Origin of the sequence: Devosia sp. Root635 (genome assembly GCF_001427605.1) — a bacterium.
GTDB lineage: Bacteria > Pseudomonadota > Alphaproteobacteria > Rhizobiales > Devosiaceae > Devosia.
This window is the reverse complement of record NZ_LMGZ01000001.1, coordinates 130342-152326: the sequence shown is the minus strand read 5'-3', so window position 1 is coordinate 152326 and position 21985 is coordinate 130342. Positions and strand designations below refer to the sequence as shown.

The 21985-nt window shown below is 64.0% G+C and carries 17 protein-coding genes; 15 read left to right on the top strand and 2 right to left on the bottom strand.

Annotated elements, in window-relative coordinates; all coding sequences use genetic code 11:
- Positions 1-173 precede the first annotated feature (173 nt).
- Positions 174-1670, top strand: a complete 1497-nt coding sequence (locus ASD80_RS00725; protein ID WP_056227519.1) for a CoA-acylating methylmalonate-semialdehyde dehydrogenase — start codon at positions 174-176, stop codon at positions 1668-1670.
- Between the two features lie 393 nt (positions 1671-2063).
- On the opposite strand, the gene rhaI is transcribed toward ASD80_RS00725, so the two are convergent.
- Both rhaI and ASD80_RS00715 read right to left on the bottom strand, forming a co-directional pair.
- The gene (gene rhaI / locus ASD80_RS00720) at positions 2064-3353 is read right to left on the bottom strand and encodes an L-rhamnose catabolism isomerase (RefSeq protein WP_056227516.1); all 1290 of its coding nucleotides are present in this window, start codon (positions 3351-3353) and stop codon (positions 2064-2066) included.
- Positions 3354-3505: 152 nt separating this feature from the next.
- Positions 3506-5602 carry a bifunctional rhamnulose-1-phosphate aldolase/short-chain dehydrogenase gene (locus ASD80_RS00715; RefSeq protein WP_056227513.1) on the bottom strand — a complete coding sequence of 699 codons (2097 nt, stop codon included), beginning with the start codon at positions 5600-5602 and terminating at the stop codon, positions 3506-3508.
- A gap of 313 nt (positions 5603-5915) precedes the next feature.
- On the opposite strand from ASD80_RS00715, the gene ASD80_RS00710 reads away from it, so the two are divergent.
- From ASD80_RS00710 to ASD80_RS00645, 14 genes are all read left to right on the top strand, one after another.
- A complete protein-coding gene (locus ASD80_RS00710) occupies positions 5916-6719 on the top strand; it encodes a DeoR/GlpR family DNA-binding transcription regulator (protein WP_056227510.1) in 804 nt (267 codons plus the stop codon).
- Between the two features lie 44 nt (positions 6720-6763).
- Complete coding sequence (gene rhaS / locus ASD80_RS00705; protein ID WP_056227507.1) at positions 6764-7750, top strand: rhamnose ABC transporter substrate-binding protein; 987 nt, start codon at positions 6764-6766, stop codon at positions 7748-7750.
- A gap of 264 nt (positions 7751-8014) precedes the next feature.
- Complete coding sequence (locus tag ASD80_RS00700) at positions 8015-9520, top strand: sugar ABC transporter ATP-binding protein (RefSeq protein ID WP_244488896.1); 1506 nt, start codon at positions 8015-8017, stop codon at positions 9518-9520.
- On the top strand, positions 9517-10497 hold the full coding sequence (locus ASD80_RS00695) for an ABC transporter permease (RefSeq protein WP_056227502.1): 981 nt from the start codon (positions 9517-9519) through the stop codon (positions 10495-10497). The genes ASD80_RS00700 and ASD80_RS00695 overlap by 4 nt, the downstream gene beginning before the upstream one ends.
- A 157-nt stretch (positions 10498-10654) precedes the next feature.
- Positions 10655-11650 (top strand): ABC transporter permease, encoded by a 996-nt coding sequence (locus ASD80_RS00690; protein WP_056227499.1) that lies wholly within the window; start codon positions 10655-10657, stop codon positions 11648-11650.
- Positions 11647-11979, top strand: a complete 333-nt coding sequence (locus ASD80_RS00685) for an L-rhamnose mutarotase (protein ID WP_056227497.1) — start codon at positions 11647-11649, stop codon at positions 11977-11979. Before ASD80_RS00690 ends, ASD80_RS00685 begins: the two co-directional genes overlap by 4 nt.
- Positions 11980-12050: 71 nt before the next feature.
- Entirely contained in the window at positions 12051-13595 is a 1545-nt protein-coding gene (locus tag ASD80_RS00680; RefSeq protein WP_056228199.1) for an aromatic amino acid lyase, read from the top strand.
- Positions 13596-13676: 81 nt separating this feature from the next.
- Positions 13677-14588 carry an ABC transporter substrate-binding protein gene (locus ASD80_RS00675; RefSeq protein ID WP_056227494.1) on the top strand — a complete coding sequence of 304 codons (912 nt, stop codon included), beginning with the start codon at positions 13677-13679 and terminating at the stop codon, positions 14586-14588.
- A 203-nt stretch (positions 14589-14791) separates the two neighbouring features.
- Entirely contained in the window at positions 14792-15982 is a 1191-nt protein-coding gene (locus tag ASD80_RS00670; protein ID WP_056227492.1) for an ABC transporter permease, read from the top strand.
- Positions 15983-16175: 193 nt separating this feature from the next.
- Positions 16176-17111, top strand: coding sequence for an ABC transporter ATP-binding protein (locus tag ASD80_RS00665; protein ID WP_056227488.1), 936 nt, complete (start codon positions 16176-16178; stop codon positions 17109-17111).
- Positions 17108-17860, top strand: coding sequence for an ABC transporter permease (locus ASD80_RS00660; RefSeq protein ID WP_056227485.1), 753 nt, complete (start codon positions 17108-17110; stop codon positions 17858-17860). Before ASD80_RS00665 ends, ASD80_RS00660 begins: the two co-directional genes overlap by 4 nt.
- A 165-nt stretch (positions 17861-18025) precedes the next feature.
- Positions 18026-19381, top strand: a complete 1356-nt coding sequence (locus tag ASD80_RS00655; protein WP_056227483.1) for a dihydroorotase — start codon at positions 18026-18028, stop codon at positions 19379-19381.
- Between the two features lie 217 nt (positions 19382-19598).
- Positions 19599-20852, top strand: coding sequence for a Zn-dependent hydrolase (locus ASD80_RS00650; RefSeq protein WP_056227480.1), 1254 nt, complete (start codon positions 19599-19601; stop codon positions 20850-20852).
- Positions 20852-21940: a DUF917 domain-containing protein gene (locus tag ASD80_RS00645; protein ID WP_056227477.1), complete on the top strand. Its 1089-nt coding sequence runs from the start codon at positions 20852-20854 to the stop codon at positions 21938-21940. Before ASD80_RS00650 ends, ASD80_RS00645 begins: the two co-directional genes overlap by 1 nt.
- Positions 21941-21985 lie beyond the last annotated feature (45 nt).

Genomic DNA, 21985 nt, shown 5'->3' with positions numbered 1-21985 from the left:
AACCGCCACCCCCTCCCAGCCTCCCCCGTCAAGGGGGAGGTGCTGTCCGGTGGTTGTGGAAGCATGGTACTCATCGTCGAACAGCTATAATTTCTGCACAACAGATGCGAAATCTATCGTGTTGAACATCAGAATTTATAGCGCGATGAGGATATCCGAGCAAGGAGAGCCTCATGCGCACCATTGGCCATTTCATCGACGGCGTCGAAACGACCGGTTCCAGCACCGAATTTCAGGATGTGTTCAACCCCGCCACCGGTGAGGTGCAGGCGCGGGTGGCGCTGGCGACCAAAGCCGATCTCGATGCGGCTGTCGCTTCGGCTTCTGCGGCGCAGCCGGCTTGGGCCGCGACCAATCCCCAAAGACGTGCAAGAGTGTTCTTCAACTATGTGGCTTTGCTCAACCAGCATATGGACGAACTGGCCGAATTGCTGAGTGCCGAGCATGGCAAGACCTTCGATGATGCCAAGGGGGATGTGCTGCGCGGGTTGGAAGTGGCCGAATTCGTGGCCGGCGCACCGCATCTGCTGAAGGGAGCTTACACCGAGGGGGCGGGGCCGGGGATAGATATGTATTCCATGCGCCAGCCGGTGGGCATCGGCGCGGGGATAACCCCGTTCAACTTCCCGGCCATGATCCCGCTCTGGATGCTGTCGCCGGCCATTGCGGCGGGCAACGCCTTCATTCTCAAGCCTTCGGAACGCGACCCCTCCGTGCCGGTGCGCCTGGCGCAACTGGCCATCGAGGCCGGGCTGCCCAAGGGCGTGCTCAATGTGGTGCAGGGCGGCAAGGCGACGGTGGACGGCATTCTGGAACACGAGGCGATTGCGGCGGTGAGCTTTGTCGGCTCGACCCCGATTGCGCGCTATGTCTACGCCACGGCAGCGGCAAATGGTAAGCGGGTTCAGGCCTTTGGTGGGGCCAAGAACCACATGATCATCATGCCCGATGCCGATATGGAAAAGGCCGCCGATGCGCTGATGGGCTCGGGCTATGGTGCAGCCGGCGAGCGCTGCATGGCGGTCTCGGTGGCGGTGCCGGTAGGTGATGCGACCGCCGACAAGATCATCGCGGCTTTGCGCCCGCGGATCGATGCGCTCAAGGTCGGGCCGGCGACGGATCGAGCTTCGGAAATGGGGCCGCTGATCACTGCGGCGGCCAAGAGCCGTGTGCTCGGGCTTGTGGACAAGGGCGTGGAGCAGGGCGCCACGCTGGTGGTCGATGGGCGGGATTTCTCGCTTCAGGGCTATGAGGGTGGCTTCTTTGTCGGGCCGTGCCTGTTCGACCATGTGACCACCGATATGGACATCTACAAGGAAGAAATCTTCGGGCCGGTGCTGTCGGTGGTGCGGGCGAAGAACTATGAGGAAGCCCTTGAGCTGCCGTCGAAAAATCCCTACGGCAATGGCGTGGCCATCTTCACCCGCGACGGCGACGCGGCGCGCGATTTCGCGGCAAGGGTCAATGTCGGCATGGTGGGGGTGAACGTGCCCGTTCCGGTGCCGGTGGCCTATCACAGCTTCGGCGGCTGGAAGGCCAGTTCGTTCGGGGATTTGAACCAGTATGGCACGGACTCCATGCAGTTCTGGACCAAGGTGAAGACGGTGACGACGCGCTGGCCGAGCGGCATCAAGGATGGGGCTGAGTTCCAGTTTCCGACGATGAAATAGCGTTAGCAGAGGGCCGCTAATGTTAGCGGACTGTTAGCGTTGAGTGGTGGCGCTTGCGGTTGCCACCGCTGCCGCCTGTTGCCTCCTCGTGGGTAGGGCCATCGCATGACTTCAACCCAACCACCGCGCGGCTCCTCCCCCTTGACGGGGGAGGTTGGGAGGGGGTGTGATTTGGCCCGCATATCGGGGCTAAACACCCCCCACCCTTGATCCCTCCCCGCAAGGGGGAGGGAGTCGACTGAGACAATCGCGTTTCGTTGGCGCAAACGAAAGGCCCGGTGATTGCTCACCGGGCCTCGTTATTTCCAGCGCGGGGAGGTGCGTTGGAAATTCTGCCTTTTGCGTGTCGCACGTCGAACCGCAAAACCGGTTCCCACTTTTGCTGACGTGCTCTTAGACGATGCCGCTCGACCCGACCGCGACCTCGGGACGGACTTCGGCGACTTTGGCGCGGTAGCCGGAGGCGCGATAGGTGGCGAGCGGATCGATGGCGCCGCCCTGTTCCATGCGGGCCATGGCCAGGATGGGCTCGACATCGGTGCGATAGGCCAGGCGCAAGGCCTGGGTGGCGGCGAGGGCGTCGTTGGCCTGCTGGGCCGCCTTGAGCTCGGTGCGGTCGACCAGCAGGGCCTGCGCGTAGGCGCGCTGCACATCGGCGGCCGACAGCATCAGGGACTCGATGGGGTCGGTGACATTGTGCGACTGGTCGAGCATGTGGGCGGGGTGGAAATCCTTGTCGCGGCTTTCGGCATCCACCAGTTCGTTGAAGACGAGGAACAGGCGGAACGGGTCGATCGAGCCGGCATCGAGGTCGTCGTCGCCATATTTGCTGTCGTTGAAATGGAAGCCTCCGAGCTTGCCGAACTGGGCGAGGCGGGCGACGATCATCTCGATATTGACGTTGGGCGCATGGTGGCCGAGATCGACCAGGCAATAGGCCTTGTCGCCGAGCTCCCTGGCGATGAGGTAATTGGTGCCCCAATCCTGCACCACGGTCGAATAGAACGCCGGCTCGTACATCTTGTGTTCGGTATAGACGCGCCAGTCATCGGGCAGGGCGGCGTAGATGGACTTCATCGAGTCGAGGTAATGCTCGAACTGCCGGGTGAAATTCACCTGGCCGGGGAAGTTGGAGCCGTCGCCGATCCAGACGGTGAGGGCCTTGGAGCCGATGGTCTGGCCGATCTCGATACATTCGAGGTTGTGCTCGATGGCCTGATTGCGCGTGGCGGCGTCGGCGGCGGAGAGCGAGCCGAACTTGTAGGACTGGAGCTGGCCGGCCGCATCAGCGAAGGTATTGGAATTCATGGCGTCGAAGCCGAGATTGAAGCGGCTGGCGGCCTGCTTCAGGCGGTTCGGATCGGCCTTGTCCCATGGAATATGGAGGGAGACGGTGCGGGTGGCCTGGGTGAGCTGGGCGATGACGGCGCAATCCTCGATCTTGTCGAAGATGTCGCGCGGCTCGCCCTTGCCGGGGAAGCGGGCAAAGCGGGTGCCGCCGGTGCCGACGCCCCAGGAGGGGACGGCGACGTTGAAGGCGGCGACTTTGGCCTTGATGGCGTCGATATCGACGCCGCGACGGTCGAGGCGTTCGCCGAGGGTGTCGTAATCGACATGGAGGTCGGCCGCGCGGCGGGCGTTTTCGGCTTCGATGGTGGATTTGTCTATGATTGTTTCGGTCATTTGTTTCGTGCCTCCCTCAGCGACCCCCTCCCACGGTCCCTCCCCTCAAGGGGGAGGGAAGGACAGGAGCCGCGCATCCGGTGTTGGTGTAGGCCCTCCCTCCTCCTTGAGGGGAGGGCCGGGGAGGGGGTCTTTCGGCCCCTTCATTGAACTTACCGTGTAAAGCTCTGCGCGTTGCCCGCGTCGACGTTGATGATGTTGCCGGTGGACTTGGCCGAGGCGTCCGAGGCGAAGAAATAGATGGCTTCGGCAATGTCCTCGGGGAAGACGGAGCGCTTGAGCATCGAGCGTTCGCGGTACATTTCCTCGAGGCCATCCTTGTCGGTCTTGTAGGTCGAGGCGCGCTGCTCCAGCCATTCGCCGGCCCAGATCTTGGAGCCGCGCAGGACTGCGTCGGGATTGACCACATTGACGCGGATCTGCTCGGCGGCTCCTTCGAGGGCGAGGCACCGGGCAAGGTGGATTTCGGCGGCCTTTGCTGTGCAATAGGCCGAGGCATTGGGCGAAGCGGCGAGGCCGTTCTTACTGGCGACGAAGACGACATTGCCGCCGATCTTCTGCTGGCGGAACAGGCGGAAGGCTTCGCGGCTGACGAGGAAATAGCCCGTGGACAGAATGTCCATATTCTTGTTCCACAGCTCGAGCGAGGTGTCCTCGATCGGGGCCGAGGAGGCGATGCCGGCATTGGAGACGAGAATGTCGAGGCCGCCGAATTCGACCACGGCTTCCGCAAAGCCCGCGATGACCACGGCTTCTTGCGTCACGTTGAGCTTGACCGGACGGACGAAATCCTTGCCGAAAGCACCGCCCAGTTCGTCACTGGCGGCGGCCAGCGCAGTTTCGTCGATATCGGCGAGGACGACGCAGGCGCCTTCGCGTAGCAGGCGGACGGCGGTGGCCTTGCCGATGCCGCCGGCGCCGCCGGTGACCAGAGCGATCTGTCCGGCCAGGGATTTGGGCTTGGGCATGCGGGCCAGCTTGGCCTCTTCGAGCAGCCAGTATTCGATATCGAAGGCTTCCTGTTCGGGCAGGCCGACATAGGTGGAGACGGTCGAGGCGCCGCGCATCACGTTGATGGCGTTGACGTAGAATTCGCCCGAAATGCGGGCGGTGGCCTTGTCCTTGGCGAAGGTGAACATGCCGACGCCGGGCATCAGGTAGACCACGGCATTGGGGTCGCGCACGGCGGGCGAATTGTCGTGTTTGCAGCGGTCGTAATAGGCCTGGTAGTCGACGCGATAGGCGGCGATCTGGTCGGCGAGGCCGGATATGACGGCGTCCACGTCAGGATTGGCCGGGTCGAAGTCGATCACCAGCGGGCGGATCTTGGTGCGCAGGAAGTGGTCGGGGCAGGATGTGCCCAATGCCGCGAGAGGCCGGAGGTCGTTGGAATTGACGAATTCGAGGACGGCGGCGGAGTCGTCGAAATGGCCCAGCTTGTGGCTGTCTTCCGAGATGAAGCCGCGGATTTTCGGCATCAGCCGCGCGGCGATGGCGCGGCGCTGGTCTGATGGCAGGCTATCGACGGCCTTGCCGCCGAAAATGGTCTTGCCTTCGGTCTGCTGCTCGAACCATTCGATGGCCTGATTGATGACGCCGATTGTGGTTTCGTAGCATTGCTTGGGCGTGTCGCCCCAGGTGAAGAGGCCATGGGACTCGAGGATCAGGCCCTTGGCATTGGGGTTTTCCTCGCAGAATTTGCCCAGCCACAGGCCCAGCTCGAAGCCGGGCTTCTTCCACGGCAGCCAGCCGATCGTGTCGCCGAAGATTTTCTGGGTCAGTTCCCTGCTGTTCTTGCTGGCAGCGATGGCGATGATGGCGTCGGGGTGCATGTGATCGACGAAGGGGCGGTTCACATAGGCATGGAGCGGGGTGTCGATGGAGGCGGCGCGGGGATTGAGATTGAAGGTGGCGTGGGGCAGGTAGCCCACCATCTCGTCCTCATAGTCGACGCCGCGATAGAGGCCCTTGAGGGCGCGGAGCTTTTCCATATAGAGGGTCGAAAAGCCATCGAGCTTGATCGAGGCGCTGTCGCCGCCCGAACCCTTGACCCAGAGCACTTCGACCTCCTGGCCGGTCAGAGGGTCCTTCTGCATGATCTTGGAGGAGGTGTTGCCGCCACCGTAATTGGTCACGCGCTTGTCTGACCCCAGCAGGTTGGAGCGGTAGACAAGGCGCTCCGGCTCGCTCATCGCGGCCGCCTTGGCGTCGTCCCACTTGTTTTCAAGGCGCTTGGGCGCGGTGGACATGACATTCCTCCCGAAGAATAGGCGTCGCGCATTGCGAGCGCTGGTGCAGATGGCCGCCCCATCCACGGTGTCATCCCGGCCTTGAGCCGGGATCCATCTTGAGATCTCAGGATGGGCCCCGGCTCAAGGCCGGGGTGACATCGAGTATGTGGTGCTTCCATACGTTTGCCCGGACAAGGCCATAGAATCCGAAGTCGTGTCAATCAGAAACGATCAATATCGGTCATATATGAACGCAATTGAGTGTATCTGGTGTTTTGGTGATTGACACTGACCGGAATTGATGGAAGCAAATGGAGCAGGGAGAAGTCATTTGCACGAAACCGAACGTCATCGCGTCATATTGGCCGCCGTGCAATCGCGCCCTGTCGCGACGGTGGCGGATCTGTGCGAGGTCACCGGTTCGTCGGAAGCGACGATCCGCCGGGACATTGCGGCCCTGCATGTGCAGGGACAAGTGCGCCGGGTGCGTGGCGGCGCCGAGGCGCTGACGCCGCCGGAGCAGGGCGGGTTGATGGGGCGGCCCTTCTCGGTGAACGAAACGCTCAATATCGCGCAGAAGCGGGCCATTGCCCGCGTGGCGGCCGAGCTGTGCAAGGATGGCGAGCCGATCATCATCAATGGCGGCACCACAACCTACCAGATGGTGCATCACCTGACGGGCAAGCGGCTCAGCGTCTTCACCAACAGCTTCGGCATTGCCGAATTCCTGATCCACAATTCGCGCAATTCGGTCGTCATTCCCGGCGGCACGATCTATCGCGAGCAGAATGTCATCCTGTCGCCCTTTGGCGGGGTGGTGGCATCGCATTTCTACGCCAAGCGCATGTTCATCGGCTGCCAGGGCATCGGCGCCCATGGGCTGATGGAAGCCGATCCGATGGTCGTGCAGTCCGAACTGGCCCTGATCGGGCAGGCGGACGAGCTGATCGTGCTGGCGGATTCATCGAAGTTTTCGGGGAGATCGAGCCTCATCCTGTGCGGGCTCGACCGAATTGCCGCTGTCATCACCGATAGCGGCATCCGCGACGAAGACCGGCAAATGCTGGAAACGGCAGGCGTGCGGCTCCTCGTGGCGGAGACCAGCGCTCAAGGTGACCAGAAAACGGTCGCCTGAGTTCAAGCCTAACAAGACCAGAACGTCCCAGGGAGGGATATCAGATGAAACTCTTGAAGCTCCTGGCTACCACCACTGCCGTCGCAGTGCTGCTCGCCGCCCCCGCCTATGCCCAGACCCGCATCGCGCTGGTGGTGAAGTCGCTCGGCAACGGCTTCTTCGACGCCGCCAACAAGGGCGCCCAGGAAGCGGCCGCCGAACTGGGTGACGTCGAAGTCATCTATACCGGCCCCACCGCTGCCACGGCCGAAGCCCAGATCGAAGTCGTCAACTCGCTGATCGCCCAGCAGGTCGACGCCATCGCCATCTCGGCCAATGATCCCGACGCCCTGGTGCCGGCGCTGCAGAAGGCCATGGAACGCGGCATCAAGGTGATTTCCTGGGATTCGGGCGTTGCGCCCGAAGGCCGCCAGCTTCACCTCAACCCGTCCGATATCGGCCTGATCGGCGAGACCATCATCAAGCTGGCCGCCGACTATCTGCCGGAAGGCGGCGACGTGGCGATCCTCTCGGCCGCTTCCACCGCGACCAACCAGAATGCCTGGATCGACGCCGCCAAGGCCGCCATCCCGGAAAAGTTCCCCAATATCAACCTCGTCTCGGTTGTGTATGGCGACGATGACTCGGTGAAGTCGACCGACGAAGCCAAGGGCCTCATCGCCTCCTATCCCGATCTCAAAGCCATCATCGCCCCGACCACGGTCGGCGTCGTGGCGGCTGCGCAGGTGGTGACCGACCAGGGCCTGATCGGCAAGGTCAACGTGACCGGCCTGGCGCTGCCGAGCGAGTTCAAGCAGTTCATCGACAATGGCGCGAGCCAGGCGGTGGCTTTGTGGAACCCGATCGACCTGGGCTATGCGGCCGTGATGCTGGCCAATGACCTGGTCGAAGGCGGGGAAGCCGCTCCCGGCGCCACCCTGTCGATGGGCCGCATGGGCGAGCTGACGCTGGATGATACGAACTCGGGCGCCATGGCGCCTCCGTTCACCTTCGACAAGTCCAACATCGAAGAATTCTCGAAGATTTATTGATCTGATCGCGACCCGGCGCTTCGGCGCCGGGTCACCATTTTTGCTAGCCACGGAAATCTGTGGTTTGCCCCTCCCCCTTGAGGGGAGGGTAGCGCCGCCAGGCCCGGAGGGCCGTGGCAGAGCTGGGGTGGGGGTAGTTCGGTGGATCACCGAAGGACCCCCTCCCTCAATCCCTCCCCTCAAGGGGGAGGGAGGCGAAGGAACCGTTGCGCCGCGGTAACGACAAGCGCCGCGATGGTATCGCGGCCAACAGAGACGCTATCAATGACCGACCCCATCCTCACGCTATCCGGCATATCCAAGAGCTTTCCCGGTGTGCGGGCGCTCAATGACGTGGCGCTGGAGCTTTATGCTGGCGAGGTGACGGCGCTGATCGGCGAGAACGGGGCGGGCAAGTCGACTTTGGTCAAGGTGATGACCGGGATCTACCAGCCCGATGCGGGAGAAATCTCGGTGGCGGGCAGGGTTGTGAGCCTGCCGACGGCCCATTCGGCTTCGGCGGTGGGGATTACCGCTATCCATCAGGAAACCGTGCTGTTCGACGAATTGACCGTGGCCGAGAATATCTATCTGGGCCATGCGCCGCGCACCCGGCTGGGGCTGATCGACTGGAAGATGATGCGCCGGGAGGCGCAGGAAACGCTGGATTCCATGGCGGCCGGGATCGATGCCGGCATCAAGCTCAAGGAATTGGGCATTGCCAAGAAGCATCTGGTGGCGGTGGCGCGGGCGCTGAGCATCGATGCGCAGGTCGTCATCATGGACGAGCCGACGGCGGCGCTGAGCCAGAAGGAAATCGAGGAGCTTTACGTGCTCATCGACCTGCTCAAGCAGGATGGCAAGGCGATCCTGTTCATCAGCCACAAATTCGATGAGATTTACCGTATCGCCGACCGCTTCACCGTGTTTCGCGATGGCGAGCAGGTGGGCAAGGGCTTCATCAGGGACACCAGCCAGAGCGAAATCGTGCAGATGATGGTGGGGCGCGCGGTGGATCACATTTTCCCGGCGCGCCAGGCGGACATTGGGGATGTGGTGCTGGAGGCCAAGGGGCTGAGCCATCCGACCGAATTCGCGGATGTGTCCTTTGCGGTGCGCAAGGGCGAAATCCTGGGCTTTTATGGGCTGGTCGGGGCCGGGCGCTCGGAAGTCATGCAGGCCGTGTTCGGCCTGACACAGACCTCGAGCGGCGGCCTGACGCTGGAGGGCCGGGCGATTGCGCCGAAGTCGCCGGCCGATGCGGTGGAGGCGGGGATCGTTTATGTGCCCGAGGAACGCGGCAAGCAGGGCGTCATTACCGGCGAGCCGATCTTCAAGAATGTCTCGCTGCCCAGCTTGGGGAAGACGAGCAAATCCGGCTTTTTGCGCATGGTGGAAGAGTACGCGCTGGCGCGGACTTATACCGAGCGGCTGGACCTGCGCGCGTCCTCGCTGAGCCAGGATGTGTCGACCCTGTCGGGCGGCAACCAGCAGAAGGTCGTGATCGCCAAGTGGCTGGCAACGCTGCCGAAAGTGATCATTCTCGATGAACCCACCAAGGGCATCGATATCGGTTCCAAGGCGGCAGTGCATGAATTCATGGGGGAACTGGTGGCGCAGGGGCTGAGCGTGATCATGGTCAGCTCGGAGCTGCCCGAAGTGCTGGGCATGAGCGACCGTATCGTCGTGATGCGCGAGGGGCGGGTCATCGATACGCTCGACAGCAAGGGCCTCAAGCCCGAGACGCTGGTGCGGCTGGCCGCCGGCATTGCCGAGGAGCAGGCGGCATGAACCGGCTGCTCAAGCACCGCGAAATCCTGCTGTTTCTTGCAGTCCTGCTCGTGCTCGTGCTGGTAACGGCGCGGTTCCCCCGCTTCGCCCAGCCGGGAAACCTGCTGACCATTTTCAACGACACCTCTATCCTGATGATGCTGGCGCTGGGGCAGATGGCTGTCATCCTGACGCGGTCGATCGATCTGTCGATGGCGTCGAACCTGGCGCTGACCGGCATGATTGTCGCCATGACCAATGCGGCCTTTCCGGGCGTGCCGATTCCGCTGCTCATGGCCATGTGCGTGGTGATCGGGGCAGGGCTGGGGGCGTTCAACGGCATCCTGGTGTGGAAACTCAATATTCCCCCTATCGTGGTGACGCTGGGTACGCTGACCATCTATCGCGGGCTGGTCTTCGTGATTTCGGGCGGCGCCTGGGTCAATGCGGCACAGATGAGCCCGGATTTCATCGGGCTGCAGCGCATGGTGCTGCTCGGCCTGCCGCTGCTGAGCTGGTTCGCCATCGTCGTGGCCATCCTGTTCTGGGTGCTGATGACGCGCACGCCGCTGGGGCGCTCGCTCTACGCCATCGGCGTCAACCCGACGGCGTCGGTCTATACCGGCATCGATGTAGGACGCACCAAGTTCTACGCCTTCGTTATATCGGGGGCGGTGGCGGGGCTATGCGGGTATCTGTGGATTTCGCGCTACGTGATCGCTTCGGTGGAAGTGGCGGGCGGGTATGAACTGACCATCATCGCGGCCTGCGTCATCGGCGGCGTATCGATTGCCGGCGGCATCGGTTCGGTGGCCGGCGTATTGCTGGGCGCGATCTTCCTCGGCGTCATCAACAATGCGCTGCCGGTGATCAATATTTCCCCGTTCTGGCAGATGGCGATTTCGGGCACGGCGATTTTGCTGGCCGTGGTGCTCAATGCGCGCGGGGAACGACGCAAGGGGCGGGTGATCTTGAAGACGGCGGAGGCCGGAGCATGAACGAGATGTTGAGTTCTTGTCTCCCCTCCCCCTTGAGGGGAGGGGCCGGGGGTGGGGGTCCGTCAGTGGACCACTGCACGACCCCCACCCTCATTCCCTCCCCTCAAGGGGGAGGGAGGCGCATGCCCACACTTCAGGGCAGGATTGGCAGCTACCAATGACCGACACCGTTCTCCATCGCTCGCTCCCCAATCGCCTCGACAACCCGCTCAAGTCAGCCGTCTTGAGCTGGGAGAGCCTGCTGGTACTCGTCGCTTTGGGGATTTTCATCCTCAATTCCTTTGCCTCGCCCTATTTCCTCAATGCCTGGAGCCTCAGCGATCTCACCTTCAACTTCACCGAGAAGGCGTTGATCGCGCTGGCTATGGCGCTGCTGATCATTTCGGGGGAGATCGACCTGTCGGTGGCGGCGATCATCGCGCTGGCCTCGACCATGATGGGACTGGCGCTGCAATATGGGGCCGATACGCCCATGCTGGTGGCGGTGGGCGTCGGGGTCGGTATTCTGTGCGGGGCGTTCAACGGGTTCCTGGTGACGGGGCTCAAGCTGCCGTCCATCGTGGTCACCATCGGCACGATGAGCCTGTTTCGCGGCATTGCCTTCATCATCCTGGGGGACCAGAGCTTCAAGGGCTATCCCAAGAGCTTCGCCTGGTTCGGGCAGGGCTATGTGTATTGGGTGATCTCGTTTGAGCTGGTGCTGTTTGTCGTCTGCGCGGTGATTTATTGGGTCCTGCTGCACCGCACCAATTTCGGGCGGCGGGTGTTTGCCATCGGCAATAATGATGTGGCGGCGCGGTTTTCCGGCGTGCGCGTGGACCGCATCAAGTTCATCCTGTTCTGCTTGACGGGGCTGATGAGCGGCATGGCCGCCGTGCTGCTGACGGCGCGGCTGGGCTCGACGCGACCCTCGATTGCCGAGGGCTTCGAGCTGGAGGCGATTACCATGGTGGTGCTGGGCGGGGTGTCGATCCTGGGCGGGGCCGGCTCCATCCTCGGCGTGGTGCTGGCGGCGCTGATCGTCGGGCTGGTGACCTTCGGGCTGGGGCTGCTCAATGTGCCGGGGATCGTGATGACCATCTTTACCGGCTCGCTGCTGATCGTGGTCATCGCCCTGCCCATCCTGTTCCGCATGTGGAGGCAGCGCGCATGATCGAGGATGGTGGCTACGAGAAACACGCCTTCAGGATGCAGCTCAATACGGGCATGGCGGCCGAATACAGGAAGCGCCACGACGCGATTTTCCCCGAGCTGGTGGACCTGCTGCATGAAGCGGGGGTGAAGGACTATTCGATCCATCTCGATGAAAAGACCGGCATCCTGTTCGGGGTGCTGTGGCGGCGGGTGGACCATGGGATGGCAGACCTGCCGGGCACCGAGGTCATGCAGCGCTGGTGGGCGTATATGGCTGATGTGATGGCGACGAATGAGAAGAATGAGCCGCTATCGGTGGATTTGCTGCCGATGTTCTGGATGCGGTGAGCCCGCTTCCATCGAGTCCATTTGCTTGTGGGCCGCCGGACGGCTAGCCTGCTCCCATGAATGAGCTGGCGATGACAGTGCGAGGCGCGTCCATCACCCTTAGCGGCCAGCCGCTGAGCTTTTCCGACATGGCCCGGATCGGCGCCCGCAAGGTGCGGCTGGTGCCGGACGCCGCAGCGCTGCAGCGCGTGGCCGAGGCGCGCCTGGTGGTCGAGGAGGCCATGGCCAACGACCAGCCGGTCTACGGCTCCACCACCGGCGTCGGCGCCATGAAGGATGTCGAATGGTCGGCCGACCAGCTCGACGCCTTCAACATGGGGCTGGTGCGGGCGCATCATTTCGGCACCGGCGAGGCCTTTTCCAGCGAGATCGTGCGGATCGCCATGGCGATACGGGTGAACATGGCGCTGACCGGCCGGGTGGGTTGCACCACTGACCTGGTGGAGGCCTATCTGGCTTTGCTCTCGGCCGACGTGGTGCCGGTGGTGCGGCGGACCGGCTCGATCGGCTGCGCCGATATCGGGCTGATGGGGCAGATCGGCGCCGTGCTGACCGGGGCCGGCGAAGCCATGTTCGACGGTCGCCGCCAATCGGCGGGCGACGCGCTGGCTGCGGCGGGGCTCAAGGCATTCCGCCTCGCCCCGCGCGACAGCCTCGCCTCGATTTCAACCAATGCGGTGGGCTATGCCGCCGCCGCCAATGCCATTCGCGACGCCGCCGGCGCGGTGCGCGTGATGCTGGCGACGGGTCTCACCACGGCCGGGGCGCTGGGCGCCTCGCGCGATCCGTGGAAAGCGGTGGCCCATGTGGGCACCGAGCGCGAGGCCGGTATCGGCGCCTGGCTCTATTTCAACGCCAAGGGCTGGGACTGGCCCAACGCCACCCATATCCAGGACCCGCTGAGCCTGCGCATGATGAGCCAGGTCTTCGCCACCGGCTTCGAGACGCTGGTCGCGGCGGGCAAGATCCTGCTGGCCGCCACTGGGCGGACCGATGACAATCCGGTGGTCGCAGGGGGACAGGTGTTGACGTCGGGCGGCTCGCTGCCGCTCGACGTGACCGTGTTCCTCCAGACCGCGCAACTGGGCCTGGCCCATATCGCGCGCAATTCGTTCAACCGCTGCGTGCTGCTCGGCAATGGCCAGCGCCGCGACCTGCCAGTCAACCTGGTCAAGCCTGGCGCCATCGCCACGGGCTTCGGCCCGATCATCAAGCTGGCCGGCGAGCTTTTCGCCCGCGTGCTGACCATGACCAATGCGATTTCGGCCAATTCCATGGTGGTGGCCGGTGGCATCGAGGACGAGGCGACATTCCTGCCGCTGGTGGTGGAGCGGTTGGAGCGCCAGGTGCTGGCCTTGCGGCGCCTCGCGGCGCTCGAAGCCATGCTGGCGGCGCAGGCGATGGATATATCCGGCGACGCGCCGGGCAATGTGCCGGGCATCATTTATGCGCTGGTGCGCCAGCATGCTGACACATACTGGCAGGATCGGCCTTTATCGGCCGAGGTCGAAGCCGTCGAACAGGCCCTGGCCTCCGACGCGCTGATGAACGAACTAATTTCCCATTCAACGATTATGGAGTTGGACGAGTTTTTCGCGCTGGGCCCGGTTGCCTAGCATCTGGAGCCTCGCCCAAATCCGCTAACTGGTTAGGCTAGGGACAGCCGGGCTTGGAGCCCGGAGAAAACGGAGAAACCAATGCGCCTCACATCAACGCTGCTGACCGCCGTCGCCGCGCTCGCCATTTCGATGACCGCCGCCAATGCCCAGGTGGTCGTTTCCTCCAAGATCGACACCGAGGGTGGTGTGCTGGGCAACATCATCAAGCAGGTGCTCGAAGCCAACGACATTCCGGTGGAAGATCGCATCCAGCTCGGCGGCACGCCCATCGTGCGCGAAGCCATCACCGCGGGCGAAATCGACATCTATCCGGAATATACCGGCAATGCCGCCTTCTTCTTCGAAAAGGCCGACGACCCGCTGTGGAACAATGCTGAATCGGCCTATGCCGAGGCGGCCAAGCTCGACTTCGAGGCCAACAAGATCGTCTGGCTGACCCCGTCGCCGGCCAACAACACCTGGGCCGTCGCCATCCGCAACGATGTGGCCGAGGCCAACAACCTCAACACCTTCACCGAATTTGGCGCCTGGGTTGCCGGTGGTGGCGAGGTGAAACTGGCGGCCTCGGCCGAGTTCGTCAATTCGCCGGCGGCTTTGCCCAAGTTCCAGGAAGTCTATGGCTTCACCCTGACCCCGGACCAGCTCATCACCCTGTCGGGTGGTGACACGGCGGCGACCATTGCCGCTGCGGCCCAGCAGACCAACGGCGTCAACGCCGCCATGGTCTACGGTACCGATGGCGGCATCGCCCCCTCGGGCCTCAAGGTGCTCGAGGATGACAAGGGCGTGCAGCCGGTCTACCAGCCCGCGCCGATCATCCGCGAGGAAGTGCTGGCGGAATATCCGCAGATCGAGGAACTGCTGAAGCCGGTGTTTGAAGGCCTGACGCTCGAAGTGCTGCAGGAACTCAATGGCCGGGTGCAGGTGGGTGGCGAAGCCGCTGCCGCCGTGGCGACGGATTACCTGACCAAGGGTGGTTTCCTGAGCTGAGTGAATGGGGTGGGGGCGTCCATGCCGCCCCCACCACCGGACGGCACCTCCCCCGTGACGGGGAAGGTTGGGATTGGGTGTTGGGAGCCCCGATATCGGGGCCAAACGTCCCCCACCCTTGATCCCTCCCCGCAAGGGGGAGGGTGTCGACTGCGATATCGCGGCCAAGGCAGCTTTGCCCCAAGGTCGTTTCCGGAGCCAGCATGAGCATCGCCGACACCACGACATCGACGGTTCGACCCGCCTGGCTGGCTCTGGACAAGCTGGGCGTGCTGATCGCGCTGATTGCGGCAGCGGGCGCGGCTTTGCCCTTCGCGCTGTTTCGCGCCAACCGCATCGTGCTGGGCGAGCCCAGATCGCTGCTCGACGCGCTGCCGGGTTTCCCTTCCGGCCTCCTGATCGGCATCCTGTTGGTCGGCTTCATCGTCGCTCTGCTGCGCTTGCCGGTGGTCGCCAAACTGGTTGCCGGGTTTGCGGTGCTGGGCGTGTTGTTCGTCTTCATCGGCTGGTCGGCCAGCTACCTGACGCCTGAGGGCGACAGCTTTGCCCGAGTTTCTCCCGGCGCCGGCTTCTGGCTGCTGGTCTTTGCCTTTGCGCTGCTGGTGACCGACGCGCTGACGCGGCTGCGGCTCAGGCCGCTGGTGCGCATTGCTATCCTCGTCGCAGTGGCCATTGCCGCGGCTGCCCTGCTGTGGAGCGGCGGCTGGAACGATCTCTCCATTCTCAAGGAATATGCCAACCGGGCTGCCGCTTTCTGGGCCGAGGCGCGGACGCATCTGGCGCTGGCCTTTGGTTCGGTGGCCATTGCTACAGTGGTCGGCGTGCCGGTGGGCATTCTCTGCTACAAGGTGAAGCCCCTGCGGGCGGCGGTGCTGAATGTGCTCAATATCGTCCAGACCATTCCGTCCATTGCACTGTTCGGGCTGCTGATTGCGCCTTTGGCCTGGGTGGCGGCCAATGTGCCGGGGGCGTCTTCTATCGGGATATCAGGTATTGGCGTGGCGCCGGCCATGGTGGCTTTGTTCGCTTATTCGCTGCTGCCTATTGTTTCCAACACTGTGGTCGGGTTGCTCAGCGTGTCTCCTGCTGCCGTCGATGCGGCCAAGGGCATGGGCATGACCGGCACGCAACGCATGACCGGCGTGGAACTGCCGTTGGCCTTTCCGGTCATCCTCACCGGCATCCGCATCGTGCTGGTGCAGAATATCGGGCTGGCCACTATTGCCGCGCTGATCGGGGGCGGCGGTTTCGGCGTCTTCGTGTTCCAGGGCATCGGGCAGACGGCCATGGACCTGGTGCTGCTCGGGGCGGTGCCGACGGTGGCTTTGGCCTTTGCCGCCGCCGTGGTGCTGGACGCCATGGTGGAAATGACCAGCCGGGAGGGAAGGCGATGAGCGCGGTGACCCCCCGTCTGGCGCCCACCCATCGACTCCAGCGCCCCCTCCCCCTTGAGGGGAGGGCCGGGGAGGGGGTGGTTCGGTGGGCCACTGATCGACCCCCACCCTCGTTCCCTCCCCTCAAGGGGGAGGGAGGCGATAGACCGCCAACTTCCGGGCCAGGTCGCGCAGTCCAAAGAAAGCACGCCGCATGATCGAGATCGACGACATCACCAAGAGCTATTCCGGTACGGTCGTAGTGGACCATGTGACGCTGACCATCGAGCCGCATACGATCTGCGTCATTGTCGGCACATCGGGCTCTGGCAAGACCACGCTGATGCGGATGATCAACAAGCTGGTGGAGCCGACATCGGGCCATATCCGCATCGATGGCGAGGATATCGCCGGCATTCCCGCCTATGAGCTGCGGCGGCGCATCGGCTATGCCATCCAGGGGCATGGGCTGTTTCCGCATCGCTCGGTGGGGCAGAATGTGGCGACGGTGCCGAAGCTCCTCGGCTGGGACCGGAAGAAGATCGATACCCGCGTCGATGAATTGCTGGATTTGTTCCAGCTCGATCCGGGTGAATTCCGTGATCGGCTGCCGCATGAGCTGAGCGGTGGCCAGCAGCAACGCGTCGGCGTGGCGCGGGCGCTGGCGGCCTCGCCGAACATATTGCTGATGGACGAGCCCTACGGGGCGCTGGACCCGGTGATCCGCGCCAAGGCGCAGGAGGACCTGCTGTCCATCCAGCGCAAGATGGGCACGACGGTTGTTCTGGTCACGCATGACATGGAGGAGGCCATCCATCTCGGCGACACCATTGCTGTGATGGACAAGGGCAAGCTGCTGCAATGCGCGAAGCCAGCCGAGATCATCGCCAATCCGGCCACGCCCTTCGTGGCCGAGTTGATCGGCTCCAGCGAACGGCCGTTCCGGCTGCTGTCGCTGGCCAAGGTGGCCGATCATATCGAGGCGGGCGAGGGGGCGGGCGAGCCGATCGATGCCGGGGCTTCGCTGCGTGACGCCTATGCCGAACTTTTGTGGTCGGGGCGGCCGGCTTTGCCGGTGCGGCGCGACGGGCAGATTGTCGGGCAGGTGACGCTGGACGCGCTGTCGCGGCTGGCGGCGAGGCCGCAATGAAGATCGGTAGCCTCATACGGCTGGCGGCTTTGGCGGTGTTGTTGTTGCTGCTGGTAAGCCCCGACCTGTTCTCGGGCTTCTTCGGGCTGTTCACCAAGAACAACCAGCCGGCGATCTACAACCAGGGCAACCTGCTCGATATCACGCTGAACCACCTGGCCATCGTGCTGGCGGCGACATTGGCGTCCACTGTCATTGCGGTGGGGCTGGCCATTATCGTGACGCGGCCGTTCGGGGCGGAATTCCTGCCGCTGTCGCGGAGCTTGGCCAATATCGGGCAGACCTTTCCGCCCGTGGCGGTGCTGGCTTTGGCCGTGCCCATGCTGGGCTTCGGCACGGCGCCGACTTTGGTGGCCTTGTTTCTCTATGGGTTGCTGCCGATTTTCGAGAATACGCTGACCGGTCTGACCAACCTGCCGCCGGCGGTGACCGACGCGGCCAAGGGCGTCGGCATGACGGGATGGCAGCGACTGCTCAAGGTGGAACTGCCGCTGGCGCTGCCGGTGATCCTCGCCGGGATACGGCTCTCGGTGGTGATTTCGCTGGCCACGGCGACCATTGGCTCGACCGTGGCGGCACGGACGCTAGGCGAGGTGATCATTGCTGGGCTGCTGTCGAGCAATACGGCCTTTGTGTTGCAGGGCGGGCTGATCGTCGGCGTGCTGGCGGTGTTGATCTATGACGCGCTGTCGGCGCTGGAGCGGTGGCTGATGGCAAGAACGGGGCAATTGGGGAGGGCGGCGGCTTGAACATCGAGTACCTGACCTCGTGGTTCGAGGCTCGTGAAGAACTCGCGCCTCACCATGAGGTCTCCCGGAATACGGCGCTTGCAGTAGCCCTCATGGTGAGGCGGGAGCGTAGCGACCCTCGAACCACGAGGGCGTGGCAGGACAGTCATCGGGGGAACTGAAAAAATGTCCGATTTCGATCTCGTCTTGTCCGGTACGGTGGTGCTGCCTGATCTGGTGGTGGAGAACGGCTATGTGGCCGTGCGTGATGGCAAGGTCGTGCATGTGGGCGAGGGTGTCGCGCCATCCGCGAAGGAGCGCCATGAGCTGGGCAATGCCCTGATCCTGCCCGGCGCTATCGATGCGCAGACCCATTCGCTGAGCCAGAAGGATCAGGAGGATTTCATCTGGTCGACGCGCTCGGCGGCGGCGGGTGGCGTCACTACGATTGTCGATATGCCCTATGACGAGGGCAACCTCGTCTGTTCGGCCGAGGCGGTGCAGCGCAAGGTGGCGCATGCCGAGCCGCAGGCGCGGGTGGATTTCGCGCTCTATGGCACGATCAACCCGGAAGAGGGGGCCAGCCGGATTGCCGAGCAGGCCGAGGCCGGTGTCGCCGCGTTCAAGTTCTCGACCTTCGGGACGGACCCGGTGCGCTTTCCGCGCATTCCGCCGGCTTTGCTGGAGGAATGCTTTGCCGCCGTGGCCAGGACCGGGCTCACGGCAGGGGTGCATAACGAGGATGACGAAATGGTTCGGGCGGCCATGGCCAAGGTCAAGGCGGCGGGAATTACCGACTATCGGGCGCATGCGCTGAGCCGGCCGCCGCTGACCGAATTGCTGGCGAGCCTGCAGATCTACGAGACCGGGGCGCAGACCGGGTGTCCGGCGCATGTGGTGCATTGCTCGCTGGGGCGGGGCTATGAGATCGCGCGGAGTTATCGGGATCAGGGCTATGCCGCGACGATCGAGGCCTGCATCCATTATCTGACGCTGGACGAGGAAAACGACGTGGCGCGGCTGGGCGGCAAGGCCAAGATCAATCCGCCGATCCGGCCTCGCGTGGAGGTCGAAAAGCTGTGGGAGCATGTGCGGGCGGGGAATGTGACGCTGGTTTCGACCGACCATGTGAGCTGGTCGGAAAACCGCAAGACCAATCCGGACATGCTGGCCAATGCGTCGGGCGTACCGGGGCTTGAGGCGATGGTGCCGCTGTTTGTGATGGGGGCGCTGAAGCGGGATATCCCCCTGACCTGGGCGGCGAAATTGATGGCGGAGAATCCGGCGAAGCATTTCCGGCTCGCGCAGAAGGGGGCGTTGGAGGCGGGCAAGGATGCCGATATCGCGGTGCTGTTTCCGCGGCCGGTGCGCTACGACGCGGCGGCGAGCGGGCACAATGTGGTGGGCTGGTCGCCGTATAACGGGATCGAGCTGCCGTGGACCGTGGGGCTGACCTATCTGCGCGGGCAGCAGGTGTTTGACGGGACTGAGGTGGCGCAGCCGGGGACGGGGCGGTTTGTGCGGCCGGAGGTGGGTCGCTGATGGCTGGTCTTGCAAAACAACGGTTGGCAGCAGTTTGCTGGTTCTCGCCCGCCCTCCCCCTTGAGGGGAGGGTAGTGTCGCTCGGCCCGCAGGGCCGTAGCAGAGCTGGGGAGGGGGTGGCTCTGTGGCCCACTGATGGACCCCCACCCTCATTCCTTCCCCTCAAGGGGGAGGGAGGCGATGAAGCCGATGCTTTGGTATCGGACTTGGGTATATCATGATCCCCAATTCACCCATTCGCGCCGAGCGCATCGCTGCTGACGTCGATGCGCTGGCTGCCATCACCGAGCCGGGGCATCCGTGGACGCGGCGCGCCTTCACGCCGCTGTTTCTCGAGGGGCGCAAATGGCTGGAACAGGCCATGCGTGAGGCCGGGGCGGTGACGCGGATCGACGCGGCGGGCAACCTTATCGGCACCATTCCAGGCCGCAACCCGGCGCTGGGCACGATCATGCTGGGAAGCCATTCGGACACCGTGCCCAATGGCGGGCGGTTCGATGGCATTGCCGGGGTCGTGGTGGCGCTGGAAGTGGCGCGGGCGCTGCGGGACCAGGGCGTGGTGCTGGCGCATACGCTCGAAGTGGTGGATTTCCTCGCCGAGGAAGTGTCGATCTTCGGCGTGTCCTGCATCGGCAGCCGCGGCATGAGCGGCACGCGGCCGGTCGAATGGCTGGCGCGGGCGAGCGATGGGCTGACGCTGGAGCAGGGGATTGCGCAGGTGGGAGGCGAGCCGCTGCTGACGGCGCAGCGCGACGATATCAAGGCCTTCCTCGAACTACATATCGAGCAGGGGCCGGTGCTGCAGGACCAGCAGCTCGATGTGGGCGTGGTGACGGCTATTGCTGGGATCACGCGGATCGAAATCATTGTCGAGGGAAGGGCCGACCATGCCGGGACGACGCCGATGGGCCTGCGCAAGGATGCGCTGACCACGGCGGCCTGGATCGCGCTCGGGGTCGAGGAACTGGGCAAGGCGCTGGCCAGCGGGGAGGCGCATTTTGCCGCCACGGTGGGCGAATTCGAGATGACGCCCAATGCCGCCAATGTGGTGCCCGCGCGGGTGCGCATGCTTGTGGATGCGCGGGCCGAATTGCGCGACGACATGGAACGGTTTGTCGATGAACTCGACAGGGGCGTGGCGGCGATTGCCGAAAAAACCGGGGTGACGGTTTCGGTGCCGCGCATTGTTTCGGACAACCAGCCGACGCCCTGCGATGGCGGCCTGCTTGATGTGCTCGACGCGGCCTGCGAGGCGGTGGGCGCGCGGCACCGGCGCATGGCTTCGGGCGCGGGGCATGACACGGCGTGGATGGCGCGGATCAGCAAGGCGGCGATGATCTTCGTGCCTTGCCGGGATGGGCGCAGCCATTCGGCCGATGAATTCGCCACGACGGAAGATATCGCGCTGGGCGCGGCGGTGCTGCTCGATGCCGTCAAGGCGCTGGATGTGAACTTGCAGGAGACAGGCTGATGGGGCGCATTCTCACCGAAAAGGACGTGGAAGCGGCGGTGCGCGGCGGCTCGGTCTATGCGGCGGGCGGCGGTGGGTGGGCCGACCATGGGCGCATGCTGGGCACGGCGGCGGTGCGCATCGGCCAACCGGAACTGGTCAGCGTAGAGGAACTGGACGCGGACGACTGGGTAGCGACGGCGGCGGCCATCGGCGCGCCGGCCTCGACCACGCCGTGGGAAATGCGCGGGGTCGACTATATCAAGGCGGTGCAACTGTTGCAGGATGCGTTGGGCGAGAAGCTGAGCGGGCTGATGGTGGGGCAGAACGGCAAGTCGTCGACGCTCAATGGCTGGCTGCCGGCGGCAGCCCTGGGGATGAAGGTGGTGGATGCGGTGGGCGATATTCGCGCGCATCCGACCGGGGACATGGGTAGCATCGGCATGGCCGGTTCGCCCGAGCAGGTGATCCAGACCGCGGTGGGCGGCAACCGGGAGGAGAACCGCTATATCGAGCTGGTGACGCGCGGGGCGACAGCCAAGGTCTCGCCGATCTTGCGCACGGCAGCGGATATGTCGGGCGGATTTATTGCCTCGTGCCGCAATCCGCTAAGGGCGAGTTATGTGCAGCAGCATGCGGCTTTGGGCGGGATTTCGCTGGCGCTGAAGCTGGGCGAGGCGATGATCGCCGCCGAGGGCAGGGGGCCGGGCAAGATGATCGACGCCATCGTGGAGACGACGGGCGGGGTGATCCTGACCAAGGGCTATATCACTGATATCGACGTGACCTATACCAAGGAGGCGTTTGATATCGGCAAGATCACCGTGGGCGAGGGTGACACGGCGACGACGCTGCATGTGATGAATGAATATATGGCGGTGGAGGATGCCGGGGGCGCAAGGCTGGCGACTTTTCCCGATGTGCTGACGACGCTCGATGCCGCCGGGCAGGCGCTGTCGGTGGGGCAACTGGGGCGCGGCATGTATGTGTTCGTGCTGCATGTACCCAAGACGGGAATTCCCTTGAGTTCGAGTGTGCTGGATCCGGCGGTTTATCCGTTTGTCGAGGAGCGGATGGGGATTGAACTGGCGACATATGCGCTGGGGTAGCCGCTGACCACCTCTCCCTTGGGGGAGAGGTCGGCGCGCAGCGCC